Annotated in this window: 13 protein-coding genes; 6 read left to right on the top strand and 7 right to left on the bottom strand. The window is 74.0% G+C overall.

The annotated features are described in order from the left end of the window. Positions 1-29: 29 nt before the first annotated feature. The 4 genes from AB0O07_RS32760 to AB0O07_RS32745 form a co-directional block, all read right to left on the bottom strand. The gene (locus AB0O07_RS32760; protein ID WP_365640519.1) at positions 30-1,295 is read right to left on the bottom strand and encodes a PrsW family intramembrane metalloprotease; all 1,266 of its coding nucleotides are present in this window, start codon (positions 1,293-1,295) and stop codon (positions 30-32) included. 184 nt (positions 1,296-1,479) lie between these two features. After that, positions 1,480-2,223, bottom strand: a complete 744-nt coding sequence (gene trmB, locus AB0O07_RS32755; RefSeq protein ID WP_365640517.1) for a tRNA (guanosine(46)-N7)-methyltransferase TrmB — start codon at positions 2,221-2,223, stop codon at positions 1,480-1,482. A 446-nt stretch (positions 2,224-2,669) separates the two neighbouring features. After that, entirely contained in the window at positions 2,670-3,959 is a 1,290-nt protein-coding gene (lhgO, locus tag AB0O07_RS32750; protein ID WP_365640318.1) for an L-2-hydroxyglutarate oxidase, read from the bottom strand. Positions 3,960-4,148: 189 nt separating this feature from the next. After that, the gene (locus AB0O07_RS32745; RefSeq protein ID WP_365640316.1) at positions 4,149-5,690 is read right to left on the bottom strand and encodes a sporulation protein; all 1,542 of its coding nucleotides are present in this window, start codon (positions 5,688-5,690) and stop codon (positions 4,149-4,151) included. A 744-nt stretch (positions 5,691-6,434) separates the two neighbouring features. Here AB0O07_RS32745 and AB0O07_RS32740 point away from each other — a divergent pair. From AB0O07_RS32740 to AB0O07_RS32730, 3 genes are all read left to right on the top strand, one after another. Then, positions 6,435-8,540 carry an asparagine synthase-related protein gene (locus AB0O07_RS32740; protein ID WP_365640313.1) on the top strand — a complete coding sequence of 702 codons (2,106 nt, stop codon included), beginning with the start codon at positions 6,435-6,437 and terminating at the stop codon, positions 8,538-8,540. Between the two features lie 111 nt (positions 8,541-8,651). Then, complete coding sequence (locus tag AB0O07_RS32735; protein WP_365640310.1) at positions 8,652-9,029, top strand: metalloregulator ArsR/SmtB family transcription factor; 378 nt, start codon at positions 8,652-8,654, stop codon at positions 9,027-9,029. Then, the gene (locus tag AB0O07_RS32730) at positions 9,026-9,457 is read left to right on the top strand and encodes an SRPBCC domain-containing protein (RefSeq protein ID WP_365640308.1); all 432 of its coding nucleotides are present in this window, start codon (positions 9,026-9,028) and stop codon (positions 9,455-9,457) included. Before AB0O07_RS32735 ends, AB0O07_RS32730 begins: the two co-directional genes overlap by 4 nt. Before the next feature lie 33 nt (positions 9,458-9,490). Here the strand turns inward: AB0O07_RS32730 and AB0O07_RS32725 are convergent, their stop codons facing one another. Beyond that, the gene (locus AB0O07_RS32725; protein WP_365640515.1) at positions 9,491-11,626 is read right to left on the bottom strand and encodes a sigma-70 family RNA polymerase sigma factor; all 2,136 of its coding nucleotides are present in this window, start codon (positions 11,624-11,626) and stop codon (positions 9,491-9,493) included. A gap of 415 nt (positions 11,627-12,041) precedes the next feature. Next, complete coding sequence (locus tag AB0O07_RS32720) at positions 12,042-12,941, bottom strand: helix-turn-helix domain-containing protein (RefSeq protein WP_365640305.1); 900 nt, start codon at positions 12,939-12,941, stop codon at positions 12,042-12,044. Positions 12,942-13,398: 457 nt separating this feature from the next. Here AB0O07_RS32720 and AB0O07_RS32715 point away from each other — a divergent pair, with 457 nt between their 5' ends. Beyond that, complete coding sequence (locus tag AB0O07_RS32715; RefSeq protein WP_365640513.1) at positions 13,399-14,811, top strand: NAD(P)/FAD-dependent oxidoreductase; 1,413 nt, start codon at positions 13,399-13,401, stop codon at positions 14,809-14,811. A 243-nt stretch (positions 14,812-15,054) separates the two neighbouring features. Next, positions 15,055-16,782, top strand: coding sequence for an ATP-binding SpoIIE family protein phosphatase (locus AB0O07_RS32710; protein WP_365640302.1), 1,728 nt, complete (start codon positions 15,055-15,057; stop codon positions 16,780-16,782). On the opposite strand, the gene AB0O07_RS32705 is transcribed toward AB0O07_RS32710, so the two are convergent. Beyond that, on the bottom strand, positions 16,723-18,042 hold the full coding sequence (locus AB0O07_RS32705; protein ID WP_365640510.1) for an MFS transporter: 1,320 nt from the start codon (positions 18,040-18,042) through the stop codon (positions 16,723-16,725). The two genes, AB0O07_RS32710 and AB0O07_RS32705, sit on opposite strands and share 60 nt — an antisense overlap. A 125-nt stretch (positions 18,043-18,167) precedes the next feature. On the opposite strand from AB0O07_RS32705, the gene AB0O07_RS32700 reads away from it, so the two are divergent. Continuing rightward, a complete protein-coding gene (locus AB0O07_RS32700; RefSeq protein ID WP_365640300.1) occupies positions 18,168-18,743 on the top strand; it encodes a MarR family transcriptional regulator in 576 nt (191 codons plus the stop codon). Positions 18,744-19,163 lie beyond the last annotated feature (420 nt).

Genomic DNA, 19,163 nt, shown 5'->3' with positions numbered 1-19,163 from the left:
TGCGGCCGGTACCGGCGGTACGGGGTGTATCAGTACTGGCGGTACGGGTTGTAGCCGTCGTAGTCGATGTACGGCGGCGGCGCCCATACGCGCCCGGCGGCCCGCGCCGCGTGGGTCAGCGCGGGCCCGGCTATCTCCTTCCGCTCCCACAGATGGTGCAGCAGCTCCTGCTCGCGCTCGACGAAGTCCGGCCCCACCGGGTCCCGCCCGGCCCGGTGGCGCAGGAACGCCAGCGAGGTCGCGAACCCCTCGTACTCCGCGACCGCCCGCGCCGCCGCCGGGCCGTGCGTACGGTTGGCGAAGCCGCGCGCCATCGAGCGCAGCCGCATCGAGGAGAGCGCCACGGGCACGGCGGGGGCCAGCCACCCCGCCGCCGCGTACGCGGGCAGCTCGGCGGCGAGGGTGCGCAGCTCGCGCTGGCGGCTCCAGATCACCAGCCAGGTCACCAGCCCGAAGACCGGCACCATGAAGACCGCGTACACCGCGTAGAAGCCGAACGGGCCGAAGAGCGAAGCCGAGCCGTTCCACAGCGCGTGCATGCCCATCGCGAACAGCAGGCCCAGCGGCGGCAGCACCACGCGCCGGAACTTCTGGCGCCGCGCGGCCATCGCCGCCAGGCCGAAGCCGATCCCGGTCGCCGCGGTGAAGAGCGGGTGCGCGAACGGCGACATCACCACCCGTACGAAGAAGGTCGCGGCCGTCACCGAGTTCAGCCCCGCGTACCCCCGGCTCTGGTCCTCCCCGTAGGCGCTGCCCAGATAGAGGATGTTCTCCGTGAAGGCGAAGCCGGTGGCGCTGAACCCCGCGATCACCACCCCGTCGACCAGCCCCGTGAAGCTCCTCCTGCGGAAGAGGAAGACCAGCAGTATCGCGGTGGCCTTCGCGCTCTCCTCCACGACCGGCGCTATCACCGTGGCGCCCAGCGACTCCGCGCCGACCGGGTCGGCGGTGGCGGTGGCTATCCACTCCGTCGCGAAGGAGTTGGCGATGATCGCCACCAGCGCCGCCGCGAAGGCGCCCCAGGCGAAGGCGAAGAGCAGATTCGTCCACGGGCCCGGCTCGACCCGGTCCAGCCAGCGGAACGACGCCGTCAGCAGGGGTACGGGCAGAACGGCGAGCCCGAGCCCCACCAGGAAGCCCTGCGGGCCGGTCTGCTCCCGTACGAGCGCGAGGATCACCAGGGCGCAGAGCGCCAGCACGAGGACGACCGCCGCGATCCGGGCCGTCCGGCTCCGCCAGAGCGCCCGCGCCGGGCGGTACCGCCTGCGCGCCGGCTCGGGCACCGCGCTCCACAGGTCGCCGTGGCGCTCCTGCTGCTCGTAGACCGGGATGGCCGGGTGGGCGTGGGCACGCGGGGGCGCGGGCTCGTGCGCGGGCTGCCACGCGGGCCGGTCGAGGCGTTGCTGGGGCGGTTCTGACACCTGATGACCCTAGCGAGGGGCACTGACACCTGACCATGGCGCGAGGGGCACCACCAGGTCACACCGGTTCCGGCGCCCTCCGGAAGAGGAGGTCGTGCACGGCGTGCCCCTTGTCGAGCCCCTGGCCCTCGAACCGGGTCAGCGGCCGGAAGGCGGGCCGGGGCGCGTAACCGCCGCCGGGGCCGTCCCCGGGCACCGTGTTCTCGTACGCCGGGTGCGCGGTCAGCTCGGCGAGCATCTGCTCGGCGTACGGCTCCCAGTCGGTCGCGCAGTGGAGCACGGCCCCGGGCTTCAGCCGGGTCGCGGCCAGCGTCAGGAACTCCGGCTGGATCAGCCGGCGCTTGTGGTGGCGCTTCTTGGGCCACGGATCGGGGAAGAAGACACGGAGCCCGTCCAGCGACGCTTCGGGCAGCATCTCGCGGAGCAGGATGATCGCGTCGCCGTTGGCCACCCGGAGGTTGGTCAGCCCGTTCTCCTCGGCGAGCCGGAGGAGATTGCCCTGGCCGGGGGTGTGCACATCGACCGCGAGGATGCCGGTGGCCGGGTCGGCGGCGGCCATCCGGGCCGTCGCCTCGCCCATCCCGAAGCCGATCTCCAGGACGACCGGCAGCCCGCCGAAGAGCGTCGCCGGGTCGATGACCCGCCGCCCGTCGATGTCCATGCCCCAGACCGGCCAGAGCCGCCGCAGCGCGTCGGCCTGCCCGGTGGTCACCCGGCTCCGGCGCGGCTGGAAGCTCCGGATCCGCCGCTCGAAGTGCGACCCGGCGGGATCGGCGGCCGGGCCCACCCCGTCCGCGAACATCCGGCTCGCGGGCCGGTGCGCCGGCGGCTGCGCGGGGCTGTCCCCGGCGATGCTCCCCGGGCGGTCCGCTGGGGTCTCCCCGGGGCGGCTCTCTGCGGTGGTCCCCGCACTGCTCACGGAACGGCTCGGCGTGGGGTTCTCGGTCATCTCGGGGTCTTCTCGGCAATCCGGGCGGGTGACGGCGGTCGTACGGCACCGCCAATTCTACGGAGGCCCCGCGCACGCCTTCTCCGGGACGCCTTCGCACGCGCTGTCCGGATGCCTTCACCAGCGCCGTCCGGACGCCTTCTCTGGCGTCCCCCGGACCCTTCCCCGGCGTCCCCCGGACCCTTCCCCGGCGTCCCCGGACGCCTTCCCGGCGCCTTCCCGGACGCCGGGCGCCCGCCCCTCGCCACAGGGCCTGGACGCGCTGGAGGCACAGGAGAAAGCAGGATGCGCTGCCCGTACTACCGGCGCCGCGCGCCGCCCTCCAGCACCGGTGCCCCCACCCCGTCCCCCGCCAGCACCGCCAGCGCCTGCCGGGCCACCTCCCGGCCGATCGGCAGGGATGCGGTCGCCGCCGGGGACGGGGCGTTCAGGACGTGGACCGTGCGGTGCGAGCGGCGGATCAGGAAGTCGTCCACGAGCGTGCCGTCCCGCAGGACCGCCTGGGCCCGTACGCCCGCCGGGGCCGGCCGCAGGTCCGCCTCGGTGACCGCCGGGAGCAGCCGCCGGACGGCCGCGGTGAAGGCCCGCTTCGAGAGTGAGCGGCGCACCTCGCCCACGCCGTACCGCCAGTGCCTGCGCGCCGTGCGCCACGCCCCCGGCCAGCTCAGCGTCCCGGCCACCTCCGCCGGGCGTACGGCCGACCACGCGTACCCCTCGCGGGCCAGCGCCGGGACCGCGTTCGGCCCCACATGGACGGTGCCGTCGACCGCCCGGGTCAGATGCACCCCGAGGAACGGGAACGCCGGATCCGGCACCGGATAGACCAGCCCGCGCACCAGCTCGGGCCGGGCCAGCTCGTAGTACTCGCCCCGGAACGGCACGATCCGCATCCCCGGTTCGTCGCCCGCGAGCCGGGCCAGCCGGTCGCACTGGAGCCCCGCGCAGTTGACCAGGGCCCGCGCCCTGACCACCGCCCCGGACGCGGTGCCCACCGCCACGCCCCACGGGCGCCGGTCGATCGCGGTGACCTCCGCCCCGTACCGTACGGACGCGCCCGCCGCCTCCGCCGAGCGGGCGAGCCGCCGGGCGACCGCCGTGAAGTCGCAGACGCCGGTCGTGCCGACATGGATCGCCGCGAGGCCGCGCACCTGCGGCTCGTACTCCGCGATCTGGGCGGGCCCCAGCTCCCGTACCGGCAGCGCGTTCTCCCGGCCGCGCTGGACCAGGGCGTGCAGCCGGGGCAGCTCGTCGCGGCGGGTGGCGACGATCAGCTTGCCGGTGACCCGGTGCGGAATGCCGTGCTCCGCGCAGAACGCGACCATCTCGGCCGAGCCGCGCACCGCGTACCGCGCCTTGAGCGAGCCGGGCCGGTAGTAGACGCCACTGTGGATGACGCCGCTGTTGTGGCCGGTCTGGTGGCGGGCCGGGCCCGCTTCCTTCTCCAGGACGACGACCCGGGTGCCCGGGGCCGCGCGCGTGATCGCGTACGCCGTCGACAGGCCGACGATCCCGCCGCCGATCACCAGCACCTCGCAGTCGAACGCCGCGTGCTCCGACGCGTGCGCCGCGTGCCTGACGTGTTCGCCCATCGCGCCCGTCACCTCCCACCCCGATAGTGCACTGGCCCGCGCGCCCCGTCCGCAAACCCGCGCACGCCGATCAATCCAGGGAAGCGCGAGGAAGTACCAGGGGGAGGGCGAGGGAAGCGGAAGGCGGGCCACCGGAGGGTGCGGGGGATCCCGTAAGGGCAGGGGGCTGGGAATCCCGTAAGGGCAGCGTTACGCCGGTGCCACCAGCAGCGGCCTGGCGCGCTCGCGCAGCTCGACCACCCTCGGTTCGTCCCCGTACGGCTCCAGCCGGTGCAGCAGATCCCGTACGTACTCGGTGGTGCGGGCCGACGAGATCCGTCCCGCGACCTCCACCGCCCGCGTACCGGCCGCGCACGCCGCGTCCAGGTTCCCCGATTCGAGTTCGGCGACCGCGCTCACCACCAGCCGCAGCCCGTGCGAGCGTACGAACTCCTCGGTCGGCCGGGAGAGCGCCTGTTCCGTGAACTGCCGTACCTGGCGCGGCGCCTTGAGGTCGCGGTAGCACTCGGCGGCATCGGCCGCGAACCGGTCGTACGAGTAGAAGCCCAGCCACCCCGGGTCGGCGTCGCCGTCCCGGGAGCGCTCCAGCCACCCCTCCGCCGCCTTCAGCGAGGCGCCGGCCGCCGCCGCGTCGCCCGCCTTGGCGTGCGCGCGCGCCTCCACCAGCCGGAAGAAGCTCATCGTGCGGGCCGTGGCGAGGCCCCGGTTCCGCTCCAGCGCCGCCTGCGCCAGGTCCACGCCCTCGTCGGCGAAGCCCCGGTAGGTCGCCTGGAGCGACATGGAGGCCAGCACATACCCGCCCAGCGGCACATCGGCCGCCGCGCGGGCCAGCCGCAGCGCCTGGATGTAGTAGCGCTGGGCCGCCTCCTGCTGGCCGGTGTCGAAGGCCATCCACCCGGCCAGCCGGGTCAGTTCGGCGGTGGCGCCGAAGAGGCCCCGGCCCACCTCGTCGCTGTACGCGCCCAGCAGCAGCGGCGCGGCGTCGACCCGCAGGCACTCCGGGACCATCGAGGAACGCCAGTCGCCGCCGCCGTACTTGGAGTCCCAGCGGCGCGCGTCGGAGGCCGCCTCGCGGAGCTTGGCGACATCGCTGTGGCCGACCCGGAGCGGGGAGACGTCCCCGGGGCCTCCCGGACCGCCGGAAGCCGCCGTTCCATCGGCCGCCGCCGCAGCGGCAGCCGCATGCGTCTGCGCGCCCTGCCCGGCGCCGGAGCCCCCGCCGTGCGCTCCCTGCGCCGCCTCCGCGACCGCCGGATCGCGGGCGACCGAGGAGTCGGCGGGGGTTATCAGCCACCGGGAGGCGGGTGTGGCGTAAGCGCTCACTGCGAAGGATCCGGCCAGCGACTGCCAGATGCCCCCGCTGCCCGCGCGCCGGCCCGCGAGGTCCAGCCGGTACAACTCCGTGGCCGAGCGCACCGCTTCGCCGACATCGCGCGGGAAGGCGAGACCGACCTCCGGCGCCGGGTCCGCGTCCGCGAGCCCTATCTCGTGGAGCGGGACGGGGCGTCCCAGTTTCGCCCCGATGGCCGCGGCGATCAGATGGGGCGCGGCGCCCTGCGGGACCATCCCCTTCGACACCCACCGCGCCACGGACGTCTTGTCGTAGCGAAGTGTCAGACCGCGCTGCGCCCCGAGGTCGTTGACCCGCCGGGCGAGGCCGGCGTTGCTGATTCCCGCGAGGGCGAGAACGGTGCCGAGCTTCTCGTTCGGCCCGCGTAGCTCCCTGGACATGCGTCACCCCTCGACACCCAGACGGCCGCCGCTGTGCGGCATAGGCGCGCGGCATTCGTAAACCCAGCGTAGTTCGCCACATCCCGACCGTTAAGGGGCGGAGTTCCGGATGGCGGGAAACCTGCCCGTCCCGAACCCCCGAAAGGGCCCCCGGAGCGACGCCCCGTGCTCCCGTTGTGTACCGTGCGCCCGGCTGTGCGCTCTTGGCCCCAAGGGCGCGCGAGGGCTTCCATGAGACCTGCGTGGGTCGGCCCACTGCGTACTGGAACGAGTGGGCTGGGGGAATCCCACCGCCCCAATCCCCGCGGGCGGTGGACCGGTCCGGGAGGCGCAGCCCGCCTCCCGGGCCGGACGATCGCCGGCGCCGGCACCCCGCGCGGCGCGCCGGGCCGTGTTCGGAGATTGGCTGAATGCTGCCTATGTGGGGAGGGCCGTATCTCCGCCAACTGGTTCATGCCAGGGGCGCATTCCCCTTCGCCCACACGCTTCCGCAGACCCTCCTGTGCGCTGTTGTCATGGCAGCATGGTCCCGTACGGCTTCGGCACGGCTTTGGTACGGCTCCGGCGCGCGTCGGTCCGGGCTTCCCCGGGTTGACCTTCGGTCCGGGCTTCTCGGGTCGACCTTCGACACGGGATCATGGCTCCGGGACCGCACGATCCAGGTCCAGGAGCGCCCGGGTCCGGGCCCGATTGATCCACAGCCTGTGGCAGTGTGCCACGGGGTGTGGAAGCGTGGAGGCGGCGATGCGCTGGTTGGTGGGGTGGAGCAGTATCGCCGCACGCTTCGGCACCGTGGGGGAGGTCGGCCCCATCGGCGACGCCGAGTCCGGCTCCGTCCACCCCGTCGGCTCCCAACTCCTCTGGGGCGACCCGGATCCGCTCTGGGCCGTCGGCGACTGGCGCCCCGACGAGGTGAGAGTCGTCACGGTGGACCCCTTCACCCGCCTTGCCGTCCTGGGGTGTTGCGGGGCGAGCGACGAGGAGCTGCGGGTCGGGCTCTTCGCGGCGCGCGGCGGCGCCCTGCGCCATCTCACGGCCTGGTCCGGGAGTTACACCGCGGTCGCCCAGATCGGCCGCCGGATCACCATCGCCGGTGACCTCGCCGGGGCCCGCCCCGTCTTCTACACGCCCTGGGCCGGTGGTACGGCGTACGCGACCGCAGCGCTCCCGCTCGCCGACCTCATCGAGGCCCAGCTCGACATCGGGCATCTGGCGGCGCTGCTGGCCTGCCCGGAGACCCCGGAGGCGCTGCGCGACTCGACCCCGTACGAGGGCGTGAAGCGCATCCCGCCGGGGCACGCGCTGGTGCTGCGCGAGGGCTCCCGGGAGATCACCGGGTACGAGCCGGTCGCCTCGCTCGCCGTCGCGGGGCCCCAACGCGACCCGGAGCGCGCGGTGGAGGGCGTACGGGACGCGCTCGTCGACTCCGTACGCGCCCGGCTGCTCGCCCCCCGCCACGCGCCCGAGACCCTGCCGCCCGATCCGGGGCCCGTCCCCGGCATGGGCCCGGCCGACCGGCGCGCCGCGCGCGGGGGCCCGGTCCCCGGGATCGGCGCCGACCTCTCCGGAGGCAGCGCCTCCGCCACCCTCGCCCTCCTCGCCGCCGGGCTGCCCGGCGCGCCCGGCACGATCCTGGGGCACGGCACGGGCGCGGGGGAGCGCCTTCTCGCCGTCACCTTCAACGACCTGTCGGCGGCGGGCCACGACGAGGCGGAACTGGAGCGGGCGAGGGCGATCGCCGCCAACCCCCGACTCCACCACGTGGTGGTGGCGGCGGGCGAAGAGGCGCTGCCCTACGCCGATCTGGAAGGCCCCCTGACCGACGAGCCCGGCCCATCCCTGGTGGCCGCCGAACGCCACCGCCGCCGCCTGGCGGCCGGCAGCGCCGACCACTTCACCGGCGCGGGCGCCCGCGAGGTCCTCGACGCGCACCCGGCGCGCCTGGCCGATCTGCTGCTGGACCGCCGCAGACGCCATCTCCTGCACCCGGTGACCGCCCTGGCGAAGGCCGAAGGCCCCTCCCCCACCTCGCTCTTCATCCCGGTGACGGTCTACCGGGCGGCGCGGCGCCTCGCCCGTACGCCGTACCGCACCGGCCTCGAACAGGCCGCCGCCCGCCTCCCGCAGGCCAACCGCACGCTGCTGTCGGCCGCGGCGAACGGCCCGCTGGGCGCCTCGCTGGCCGCCCTGACCTGGTCGCGCCCGGGGCCCGCGGCCCGCTGGCTGACGGGGGAGGCCCTGGCGGAAGTATCGGTTCGCCTGCTGTCCGGAGCGACCCGCCCCACCGCCGTCCAGCGCCCCGGCGAGGCCCGCGCCCGCGCCGCGCTGGCCCGCTTCGCCGCCGACCACCGGGTCTTCGAGCAGGCGGGCGAGATCCGCAGCCAGCGCCTCCACGCCCCGTTCCTGGACAACCAGGTCGTACGGGCCTGCCGCGAACTCCCCGAGGCGCTACGGGTCCAGCCCGGCGCCCGCGCCGACATCCTCCGTACGGTGCTGGCCGACTCCGGCATCCACGACCTCCCGCCCGGCTGGGGCGCCACCTCCCGCCCCGGCACGGCCTCCGCCAACCGCGTGGGCCTGCGCGCCGCGATAGGCGACCTGATCACCCTCTTCGACGCCCCGCTGCTGGCCGACGCCGGCCTGGTGGAGGCGAGGGTCGTCCGCAAGGCGCTCCGCGCGGCGGCGGAGGGCGAACCGGTCCCCCTGGACGGCCTGGCGGACCTGGTCTCCACGGAACTCTGGCTCCGCCGCCTCCTCTCCCGCCGGGGCACCTGCTGGACGGGCACGGCGGCCCCGCGCCAGCGCGCGGTGGCGGGCGGAGTGCTGCCCCGGCCTTCGCTGCGGTCGTAGGCGCTGCGGTCGTAGTCGCTCCGGTCGTAGGCGTACGGATATTCCGGACGCGCATCCCGGACGCGTCGGAGATTCTTGACGCGTCGGAATTCTCCGACGTATCGTGCGGGTGTGCCCACAGACGTGTTCGGCGTGCTGGCCAATCCGGTGCGCCGCAAATTGCTGGAGAGCCTGCGTGAAGGGCCTCGTTCCACCGGCGAGCTGGCCGGGATGTTCGAGCTGGGAAGACCGGCGGTCTCCGAGCACCTGGCGGTGCTCCGGGCGGCCGGTCTGGTACGGGAGGAGCCGCGCGGGCGGCACCGCTTCCACCACCTCGAACCGGGCCGGCTGGCCGAAGTGAGCGCGTGGCTGAGGCCGTTCGAGCAGTACTGGAACGAGCGACTCGACGCCCTGGCCGATGTGCTGGACGGAGCCGGCGAGAACGGCGACGACGGCACGGGCGGCAAGGGCGGCGGGGACAGCAAGAACAGTGAGGAGAAAGAGAAATGAACGACAACAGCGGTGCCGTTGACGCGATCAGCTTCGAGAGATTTCTGCCCCACCCGCCCGCCGTGGTGTGGAACGCGCTCACCGACCCCGGCCTGCACGCCCGTTGGTGGGCGGCGGGCGATGTCCGGCCGGTCGTCGGCCACCGCTTCACCCTGGACATGGGCGGCTTCGGCAGCCAGCCCTGCCGGGTGACCGAGGCGGAGCCGGAGCGGCTGCTGGCGTACGTCTTCGCCGAGGGGGCGCTCGACACCACCATCACCTGGCGGCTGGAGCCGGAGGGGGAGGGCACCCGGCTCCACCTCACCCACGCGGGCTTCGACCTCGACTCCCCGATGGGCCGGCAGGCGTACCAGGGCATGGGCAACGGCTGGCCCGGCGTACTGACCCGCCTCGAAACCCTCCTGGACAAGCCGGGCGCCCCCGCCTGACCCGGACGCGGGCTCCCCCGGTCCCGGGGCCGCTCAGCGGCAACTGATGCGCGACTGCGCCCAGTCCGCCAGGGCCATCGTGTCGAGCGAGGCGTACGGCTCCACCACCAGCCGGATCGCGGAGCGGCCCGCGATACCCACCTCCAGCGGGACCGCGGGGTCCCCGCCGCGCAGGACGCGGGAGCGCCAGAGCCGGGTGCCGTCGGCGTAGAGGGAGAAGCGTACGGAGCCCTGGCCGAGCGGTGTCAGGTCGTCCACCCCGACCAGCGCCGCGTAGGTGGAGCAGCTCCGGTTGAGGTCGATGGTCACCGAGGACGAGCCCCGCATGGTGACCCCGTGCCCGTAACGCGTCCCGCCGATCGACACGTTCGACCGCTGCCAGAGCCAGCCGCTCTCTCCGAGCCGTACCTCGGGCCCGGAGCCGTCGCCGAAGGCGCCGTACCGCAACTCGTTCACCTGGTAGACCGCCGGCGCCGGCCGAGGCGGCGGTGGCGGTGTCGGGCTCGGGCTCGGGCTCGGGCTCGGAGGGGGAGCCGGGGTGGGGGTGGGGCTCGGCTTGGGCGTGGGCTTCGGCTTCGGTTTCGGCGTGGGCTTCGGCGTGGGCTTCGGCGAAGGGGGCGGCGTCGGCGTGGGCCGGGGGGTCGTACGGGCCGGGGCGGGCGCGGGCTCCGTGGCCGGGGCCGGTGGCGCGGGCGGCTCGGCGGGCGGGGTCGGGGCGGGCGAAGGCGCCGGCGGCCGGGGGACGAGCGGCTGCGCGACCGGCGGTTTCTCCCGGGGCTTGGCGTCCGGCTCGGGGCTGTTGTTCGTCAGCGCGTACGCCACCCCGGCGGCGACCACCACCAGCAGCCCCGCGATGCCCGCCTTGGCCGGAGCACCCAGCCCCTCCGACGCCGCACCCCCGGAGGCCGCACCCCCGGAGGCGGCGCCCCCGGAAGCCGTACCGCCCGCCGCCGCGCCTCCCGCCGCCGTACCTCCCGCCGCCCCGGTCGCCGCGGCGGCGGCGCCCGCGCCCGCCGCCCCCACCGCGCCGCCCGCGACGACCCCGGCCGCCTTGAGCGAGTAACCCGCCGCGAACCAGCCGATCACCGCGATCGGCAGCGCCGCCGGGATCGCCGAGTTGACCTGCGCCAGCTCCACCGCGGCGAGGCGGCACTTGGCGCACTCCTCCAGATGCTTGCGCAGCCCGCGCTCCGCCCGCATCCGCAGCCCGCCGCGCGCGTACGCGCCGAGCCGGTCCGCGTACCGCGAGCAGTCGCCCTCCGACGTCAGCGACGAGCTGACATGTGCCTGGAGGTAGGCCTGTTTGAGCCCTTCCCTGGCCCGACGGGCCAGTACGGCCGTGGCGTTGGGGGAGAGCCCGAAGAGCGGCGCGATCTGGCTCGGCGACTCCTCCTCGACGGTCGTGTGCCAGAGCACGGCCTGCCACCGCTCGGGCAGGCTGCGGAACGCCCGCATGGCCATGGACTGCTCGGCCTCGTGCATCGCCAGGACATCCGCGCCCAGGTCGAGGGTGTCCTCGTCGGAGATCTCGGAGGTACGGACCGCCTGGGCCGCGAACACCGCGAAGTCCTCGACCAGTTGCTCGCGCTTCGCGGACTTCGTCCAGGTGGCGGCCACCCGCCGTACGGTCGTCAGCAGATAGGCGCGTACGGCCTGCTCGGGCCCTGCCCCGCCGCGTACCGCCTGGAGCGTCCGGGCGAAGACCTCCGCCGTCAGGTCGTCGGCGGTGTGCGCGTCGCGGCAGCACGTACGGGCGTACCGCCGGACCGGGCCCGAGTGGCGGCGGAACAGCTCCGCGTACGCGGTGTCGTCGCCGTCCCGCATCCGCTGGATCAGATCCCCGTCCGACGGGGCCTCCTCCTCGCCCCCGGCCGGACCACCCGGCTCCGCCGCCGGACCCCCGGGACCCGGGGCCCCGGCGGCCCGTTCCCGCTGCGACGGCACCCCGCCGTCCTGCCCGCCGGCCCCCGCCGGACCGCCGGCCCCCGCCGGACCGCCCGGTCCGGCCTGCCCGGGTACCCCCACGGTGGGCGAAGGCTCCTTGGGCCCGCCCTGGTTCGGCACCTGTCCCGGCGCCTGCCCGGACATCTGGCCCGGCATCTGGCCCGGAACCTGCCCCGGGATGTGGCGAGGAGACGCCATATCCCCGGAATCCGTACCGCCGCCCATGCCATCGGCGGTACGGTCGCTACCGTCGGCCCCATCGCCGCCGCGCGGCCCACGCGGCCCGAGCGGCCCGTCCGGCTCGTCCGGTCCGCCCGGTCCATGCTGCCCGTGCTGCTGTCCGTCGCCGCTCATCGCGGAAGCCCCCGTACGTGCGCTGGACACGTGCGCACCGGATGTGCTCCGTACGCACCTGCCTGACCCAAAGACCGGGACAGAGTGCCACAGCACACGCCGCCGACCACGGGGTTCGTGGACCGGGACCACTCGTCCGAGGGGCTTTCGCGGACGACTGCTTTAAGTGTCACCCGTTCGGGGAATGATCAACGCCGCTCTCTGGTACGCCAGTTCGGAGCCCGGCCGCGAAGGCCACGAGCCCGGAAGGGCCGATACGCACCCGCGCACCGGCCCCCGGAGACGCCTACGCGGGCCGGGACCGCAGTCCCTCCAGCAGGATGTCCAGCAGCCGCGCCGAGGCCGCCGCCTGCTGCACCGCGTCCGGCAGCGTGGGCGCCGCCGTCGCGATGACCAGCAGGACGTCCGCCACGGTCACATCGCTGCGCAGCTCACCCGCCGCCCGCGCGCGCTCCACCAACTGCCCGACCACATCGAGCAGTTCGACGGAGCCCGGGTCGTCCAGGTCGTCGGCCGAGGCCGATATCCGTGACCCCACCACCCGCAGATCGGGGTGGCCCGCCTGCCGCTGCTGCGGCACCCGCGCCTCGTCCGCCGCCGCGCCGCGCCCACCGGACCCCTGCCCGACGGACCCGACAGGCCCGACAGGCCCGTGTCCGGGCACAGCGGCCACGGCACCCGCCGAGCCCACGCCACCCGCGGCGCCAGAACCGTCCGCGCCGCCCGCCGCCACCTCGTCGGAGTCCACCCGGACCCGCAGCACCTGCGGCGGCAGCAGCCGCCCCGCGCCCGAGTCCACCGAGGTGCGCAGGAAGCGGGAGAGCGCCGACCACGGCTCCTCCTCCTGCCCGAGCGCCGCCCGCGCCTGCTCGGTCAGCCGGGCAGTCTCTTCCTCGGCTATCCGCCTGACCAGCACGTCCTTGCTCGGGAAGCGCCGGTAGACCGTACCGACCCCGACCCTGGCGCGCCGTGCGACGTCCTCCATGGGAGCCCCGTACCCCAGCTCGCCGAACACCTCGCGAGCGGCCCGCAGTACGTGCTCCAGATTGCGCTGTGCGTCCACACGGAGGGGCGCGGCACGACCTGCTCCGCCCGCCCCCACCGCTCCCAGCCGGCTCTCTTCGGCCACCCTTCCGTCACCCTCGGTGACGACGGCAGCCTGCCAATGAGAATCCTGAATGTGCATAAGCGTTCCCCCGGTAATGATGTCTCCCCCCGGAGACTCCCCGCCTGGCTGCCGGGTCCCGGTCCGGTCCACCGGCCGGACAACCCCGACGAGCTACGAACATAGTTCAGCCCGAGGCAATTCAGAAGAGGGTAGTTCCGCACAGAGCGCACCCCGATCGGAGCAAGGACCGGAAGATGCCGGATTCGTCCCCGTGCCCGCCCCCGCCCCGCCCCGCTGACCTGCGCGCCTCCGCCGGACACCGTAGGTTCACCCGCCCGGCGGCGCCCCGCCCCGACCACGTTCTCCGGTCATACAATGCGTCGCGCCTGTGGACAAACACCCGAGCCGGGTGCGTCATGGGAAGGTGACGGCTGAGATCTCCCGGGGTACGAGCCCCGCACCCGCGCCCGAGGCAAAGACGCCGGAGGCGACGCCGCCCGAGGCACCCCTGCCGGAGGCGACGCCGCCCGCGGCGCTGCCCTGGGAGGCGCGCCCGCCCAGAAGACGCATTCTGGTGATCGGCGGCGGCTATGTCGGCATGTACACCGCGCTCCACCTCCAGCGGAAGCTGAAGGGGCCGCTGAAGAGCGGCGACGCCGAGATCGTCGTCCTCTCGCCCGACCCGTACATGACGTACCAGCCGTTCCTCCCCGAGGCCGCCGCCGGCAACATCTCCCCCCGCCATGTCGTCGTCCCGCTCCGCCGCGTCCTCGACCGGTGCACGATCCTCGTCGGCGAGGCCACCGCCATCAACCACGCCAAACGCACCGCCACCCTGCGCACCCTCGCCGCCGAGGCGGAGCACAACGGCACCGTCGACCTCACCTACGACGAACTCGTCCTCGCCCCGGGCTCCGTCTCCCGCACGCTCCCCGTCCCCGGACTCGCCGACCACGGCATCGGCTTCAAGACCGTCGAGGAGTCCATCGGCCTCCGCAACCACGTCATCGAACAGATGGACATCGCCTCCTCCACCCGCGACCCCGCCATCCGGGACGCCGCCCTGACCTTCGTCTTCGTCGGCGGCGGCTACGCGGGCGTCGAGGCGCTCGCCGAGCTGGAGGACATGGCGCGCTACGCCACGCGGTACTACCACAACATCAAACCCGACGACATGAAGTGGATCCTCGTCGAGGCCACCGGCCGGATCCTCCCCGAAGTCGGCGAGACGATGGGCCAGTACGCCGTACGGGAGCTGCGCGCCCGCAATATCGACGTACGGCTCGACACCCGCCTCGACTCCTGCGAGGACCGCGTCGCCGTCCTCAGCGACGGCTCCCGCTTCCCCACCCGTACGGTCGTCTGGACCGCCGGCGTCAAGCCGCACCCCGTCCTCGCCGCCACCGACCTCCCCCTCGACGACCGCGGCCGGCTGCGCTGCACGGCGAGCCTCGCCGTCGACGGGGTCGAACACGCCTGGGCCGCCGGGGACGCCGCCGGCGTACCCGACCTGACCTCGGACGAACCCGGCAAGGAGTGCGCGCCGAACGCGCAGCACGCCCTCCGGCAGGCGAGAGTTCTCGCCGGGAACATCCTCGCTTCCCTGCGCGGCGCCCCCCTGCGGGACTACCGTCACGCCTACGCGGGATCGGTCGCCTCGCTCGGCCTCCACAAGGGTGTCGCGCATGTCTACGGCCGCAAGCTCAAGGGCTACCCGGCCTGGCTGATGCACCGCGTGTACCACCTCGCGCGCGTCCCCACCTTCAACAGGAAGGCCCGCATCCTCGCGGAATGGACCCTGTCCGGGCTCTTCAAACGGGAGATCGTCTCCCTCGGTTCGCTGGAACACCCGCGCGCCGAATTCGAACTCGCCGCCGGGAGCGAACGATCCCGGGGCTCCAAGCGTTCCCAGGACACAGAACGTCCCCAGGGAACCGAGGAGGCATGAGGCCGGCGACCCCGGCAGATCCCGCGGCGCGGCGGACCGGACGATCCCGGCCAACCCCGTGACCCCGGCACCCCTGTCAGTGCGGTGGATCACACTGGACGTGTGACCATAGGTGGGCTCACATCTGCACAGAGTGATACGGCCCCGCCCTGCCCGCCTTCACTCCCCCCTCGCTCCCCGCTCTCCGTACCGCCCGTACCGCCCGTACCGCACGACACCCGACACCATGAGGCCAGAGAATCCGTGAACTTCACGCGTTGGAGCGCCCGGCTCCCCGGTACACAGCGCCGCGCCGCCGCGCGGACGGACCGCGGTTCGGTGCCGGCGGCCCGCGGTGAGTACGAACAGCAGACCGGCCCGGAGGGGGACGACACCCCGGCCCTGCCCTCCCTGGAGGAGTTGTCGGTACGGGAGATCCTCGGCGAACTGCCCGCCCTCGTCGCCCTGGTGTACGGCTCCGACCACCGTCTGGCGTATGTGAACGCCGCGTACACGGCGACGTTCGGCCCCCGCCCGCTGGGCGCCCCGGCGGCCGAAAGCTGCCCGGAGCTCGCCGAGCTGGGCCTGCTCCCCCTCCTCGACCAGGTGCTCCGCAGCGGCACCTCCCGCACCGTCAAGTCCCGCAAGGCCCAGGGGCAGAGCCAAGCCCAAGGACAGAGCCAGAGCCAGGGGCAGAGCCAGGCCCAGGCCCAGGCCCAGGCCCAGGCCCAGGCCCAGGAAGGCACCACCCGCGCCGCCGGCTCGTACACCGTGACCTGCACCCCCGTCACCGGCCAGGGCGCCCCCGGCATCCTCATCTACGCCGCCGACGTCACCGACCACGCCGAAGCCGCCGAGCGCCTCCGCGCCAGCGAACGCCGCCAGCACCGCACCGTCGTCACCCTCCAGCGCTCCCTGCTCCCGCAGGAGCTGGAGCAGCCCGACGACCTCCGTGTCGCCGCCACCTACCGCCCCGGCGGCGCGGACGCGGCGGTCGGCGGCGACTGGTACGACGTGATCACCCTTGGCGCCGGACGCACCGCCCTCGTCATCGGCGACGTGATGGGCCGGGGCGTGCGCGCCGCCGCCGTCATGGGCCAGTTGCGTACGGCCGTACGCGCCTACGCCCGGCTCGACCTGCCGCCGCACGAAGTCCTCCAGCTCCTCGACGGACTCGCCGCCGAGATCGACGCCAGCCAGATCGCCACCTGCGTCTACGCCGTCCACGACCCCAACGAGGGCCGCCTCGTCTACTCCTCGGCCGGCCATCTGCCGCTCCTCGTCCGCGCCGAGGACGGCACCGTCGAGCGCGCCGAGGACCCGACGGGCCCGCCGCTCGGCACCGGCGGCTGGCTCCACACCTCCGGCTCGATCGCCCTGCCGCCCGGCTCCACCGCCGTCCTCTACACCGACGGCCTGGTCGAACGCCGGGGCGAGGACATCGACGAGGGCGTCGCCGCCCTCGAACGCGCGCTCTCCGGCGCCCAGGGCTCCCCCCAGGTGGTCTGCGACCGGCTGATCCGCTCCCTCGGGGTGACCGACGACCACGACGACGACGTCGCCGTACTCGTCCTCCAGCACCCCGCCCGCACCGGCCCGGACGCCGAGCTCTTCCACAACGCCGCGCTCGACCTGCTCGGCGGCGTCGAGGCCGCCCCGCGCGCCCGCGCCTTCGCGACCGGCGTCCTCTCCTCCTGGCGCTTCCCGGTGGAACTGCGCGACCTGGGGGTCCTCGCCACCAGCGAACTGGTCGCCAACTCCCTCCAGCACGGCACCCCGCCCATGCGCCTCAGACTCCGCCGCACGGACCGCCGCCTGATCATCGAGGTGACGGACGGCGACGACCACCTGCCCCGGCGCCGCCGCGCCGACCCGGCGGACGAGGCGGGCCGCGGCATCTCCATCATCGCGACGATCGCCTCGTCCTGGGGCTCACGCCGGACGCCCGGGGGCGGCAAGGCCGTCTGGTGCGAATTCGCCCTCCCGCACTGAGGGAGCGGCACCGGGAGCCGCGGCCCCCTGCGCCACCACCCGCGAACCGCCTGCCGCCGACGGCTGATCCTGTACGGGGGTGAGCAGCCGCCCGAGCCGCAGGGCCAGCACGGTGACCCCGAGCGAACAGAGCACGAACGTCACGATGTACGGCCCGTGCAGCGCGGCCCCCATCGGCCCGCCCACCGCCGGACCGACCGCCAGCGCGACCTGCTTGACCAGCGCGAACGCTGAGTTGTACCGCCCGACAGCCCCGGCCGGCGCGAGATCGGCGACCAGCGGCGCGACCGTCGGCGCGAGCATCGCCTCGCCGAGCCCGAGGAGCGCGTACGTCGAGACGAACGCGGCGGTCGCCACCGCCTGCCCGCCCGGCCCGAGCCCCGCGAACCCCGCGACGGCCCAGGCGAACGCCCAGACCACCCCGACAACCGCGATCACCCGGCTCCTCCTGCGCCGCTCCACCAGCCGCAGGACGACGAACTGCGCGGCCACGATCACCGCGGTATTGGCGGCGAGCGCGACCCCGAGCGTCGAGGGCCCGATCCCGGCGGCCTCCGTACCGTACGCGGCGAGCCCCGACTCGAACTGCCCGTAACAGGCGAAGAAGACCAAGAACCCCAGCAGGCAGAGCCACACCATCGCCCGGTGCCGCACCACCCCCCGGAGCCCGCCCTCCACCGCCGCCGCTGACGAGACCCCCGGCAGAACCGCCCTCGCCCCGGGCAGCCGTACGGTCGCGGCCATGCCGGCCAGCACCAGGAACATCACCGCCTCGACGGCGAAGAGAAGCAGAAAGGTGCCGGGCCGGTGCTCGTCCACGAGCTGCCCGCCGATCAGCCCGCCGACCCCGAGCCCGAGGTTGGCCAGGAAGAACTGGGTGGCGAAGGCCCGGGTACGGGTCGCGGAGGTGGAGGACCGGACGATCATCGTGGCCAGGGCGGGCTGGAGCACGGCGGTCCCGGCCCCCAGCAGCGCGGCGGCGGCCACGGCGGTCGGCACGCTCCCGGCCACGCCCATGGCGAGCGCACCGCCCGAGGCGACCAGCGCGCCCCCGACCAGCACGGGCAGCGGCCCGCGCCGGTCGATGACCCGCCCGGTGAACGGCAGCACCACCAGCGCGGCCAGCGCGAAGACCGCCAGCACCACCCCGGCCGTACCGGCCCCGAGCCCGCGCACCTGCGCCACGTACACGTAGAGATACGGAACCGTGAACCCGAGCCCGAACGCGCTCAGCGCGTTCCCCGCCTGGATCCGACGCATCGCCGCGGACGCGTCCATCACCCTGCTCACACTCACCACCCAAGACTTCAAAGCTAAACTTTGAAGCTAAACGGTACACATCGAAGGACTTCAACGCCAACAGAGATGCGTGGCATACTGCCCCGATGCCCGACACCCCCGAGAAACCCGGCCCCGAGGACCCCCAGGGCCTCCAGGAGCCGAGCCTCGACGAGCAGATCGCCGCCTATCAGCGGGAGTTCCGCGACCTCGACCCCCAGGTGGAGCAGGTCGTCTCGGCGCTGGGCCGGCTGAACCGCCGGATGAACGTCGCGTACAGCAGGCAAGTCGCCGAACTGGGCATCAGCAACACCGAGTGGGAAGTCCTGAAGACTCTGGTGCTCTCGGGCTCCCCCTACCGCCTGGGCCCCGGCGACCTGGCGAAGCGCCTGGGCCTCACCCCGGCCGCGATGACACACCGCATCGACCGCATGGCGGGCGAGGGCCTGGTGACCCGCGACCGGGACGAGACCAACCGGGTCCGCGTCATCGTCGAGCTGACGGACGAGGGCCGCACGAAGTGGCTCGCGGCGATGCGCATGGCCTCGGAGTTCGAGGAGGAGCTCCTCCAGGATCTCACCGGAGACGAACGCGGCGTCCTGGGCGACCTGCTGATCCGCCTCCTCCGCCGCGTGGAACAGGCCCAGCCGGACGCCGGCGGCCGCCTGACCGACCTGGACTGAGCGCACCGAGCGGGGCGGCCGGGCCGGGGCACCAGCCGGGGCAAGAAGGTGAGCAACAAGTGGTTTGACACGCCCCCGGCCGGTCCGTAAAGTTCTTCGAGTTGTCACGGAGCCGGTACGGCGCCGACGACAGCCACTCAAGCCGCAGCAGCGGCACCCAACCTCAGCATGGCCCCCAGGCGGGGATGAATTTCGGCATGCCGAAATTCATTTCGAAACTCTCGATTATGAGTCGCCCACGGAGTCCGCTAAGGTTTGGAACGTCGGAACGGCCGCAGGGCCGGGAAGACGCCCCCCCTTCTGACGGGGAATCAGGACCGAAAGGATCTGGTAGAGTCGGAATCGCTGGAAAGGGAAAACGCGAAAGCGAAGAACTGGAAAGCAACCCCGCTCCGACGGGGAATCGGACACGAAAGAGTC

This window comes from Streptomyces sp. NPDC093085, assembly GCF_040683935.1.
GTDB lineage: Bacteria > Actinomycetota > Actinomycetes > Streptomycetales > Streptomycetaceae > Streptomyces.
The sequence above is the reverse complement of the archived record's forward strand: the minus strand, read 5'-3'. Positions and strand labels throughout refer to the sequence as shown.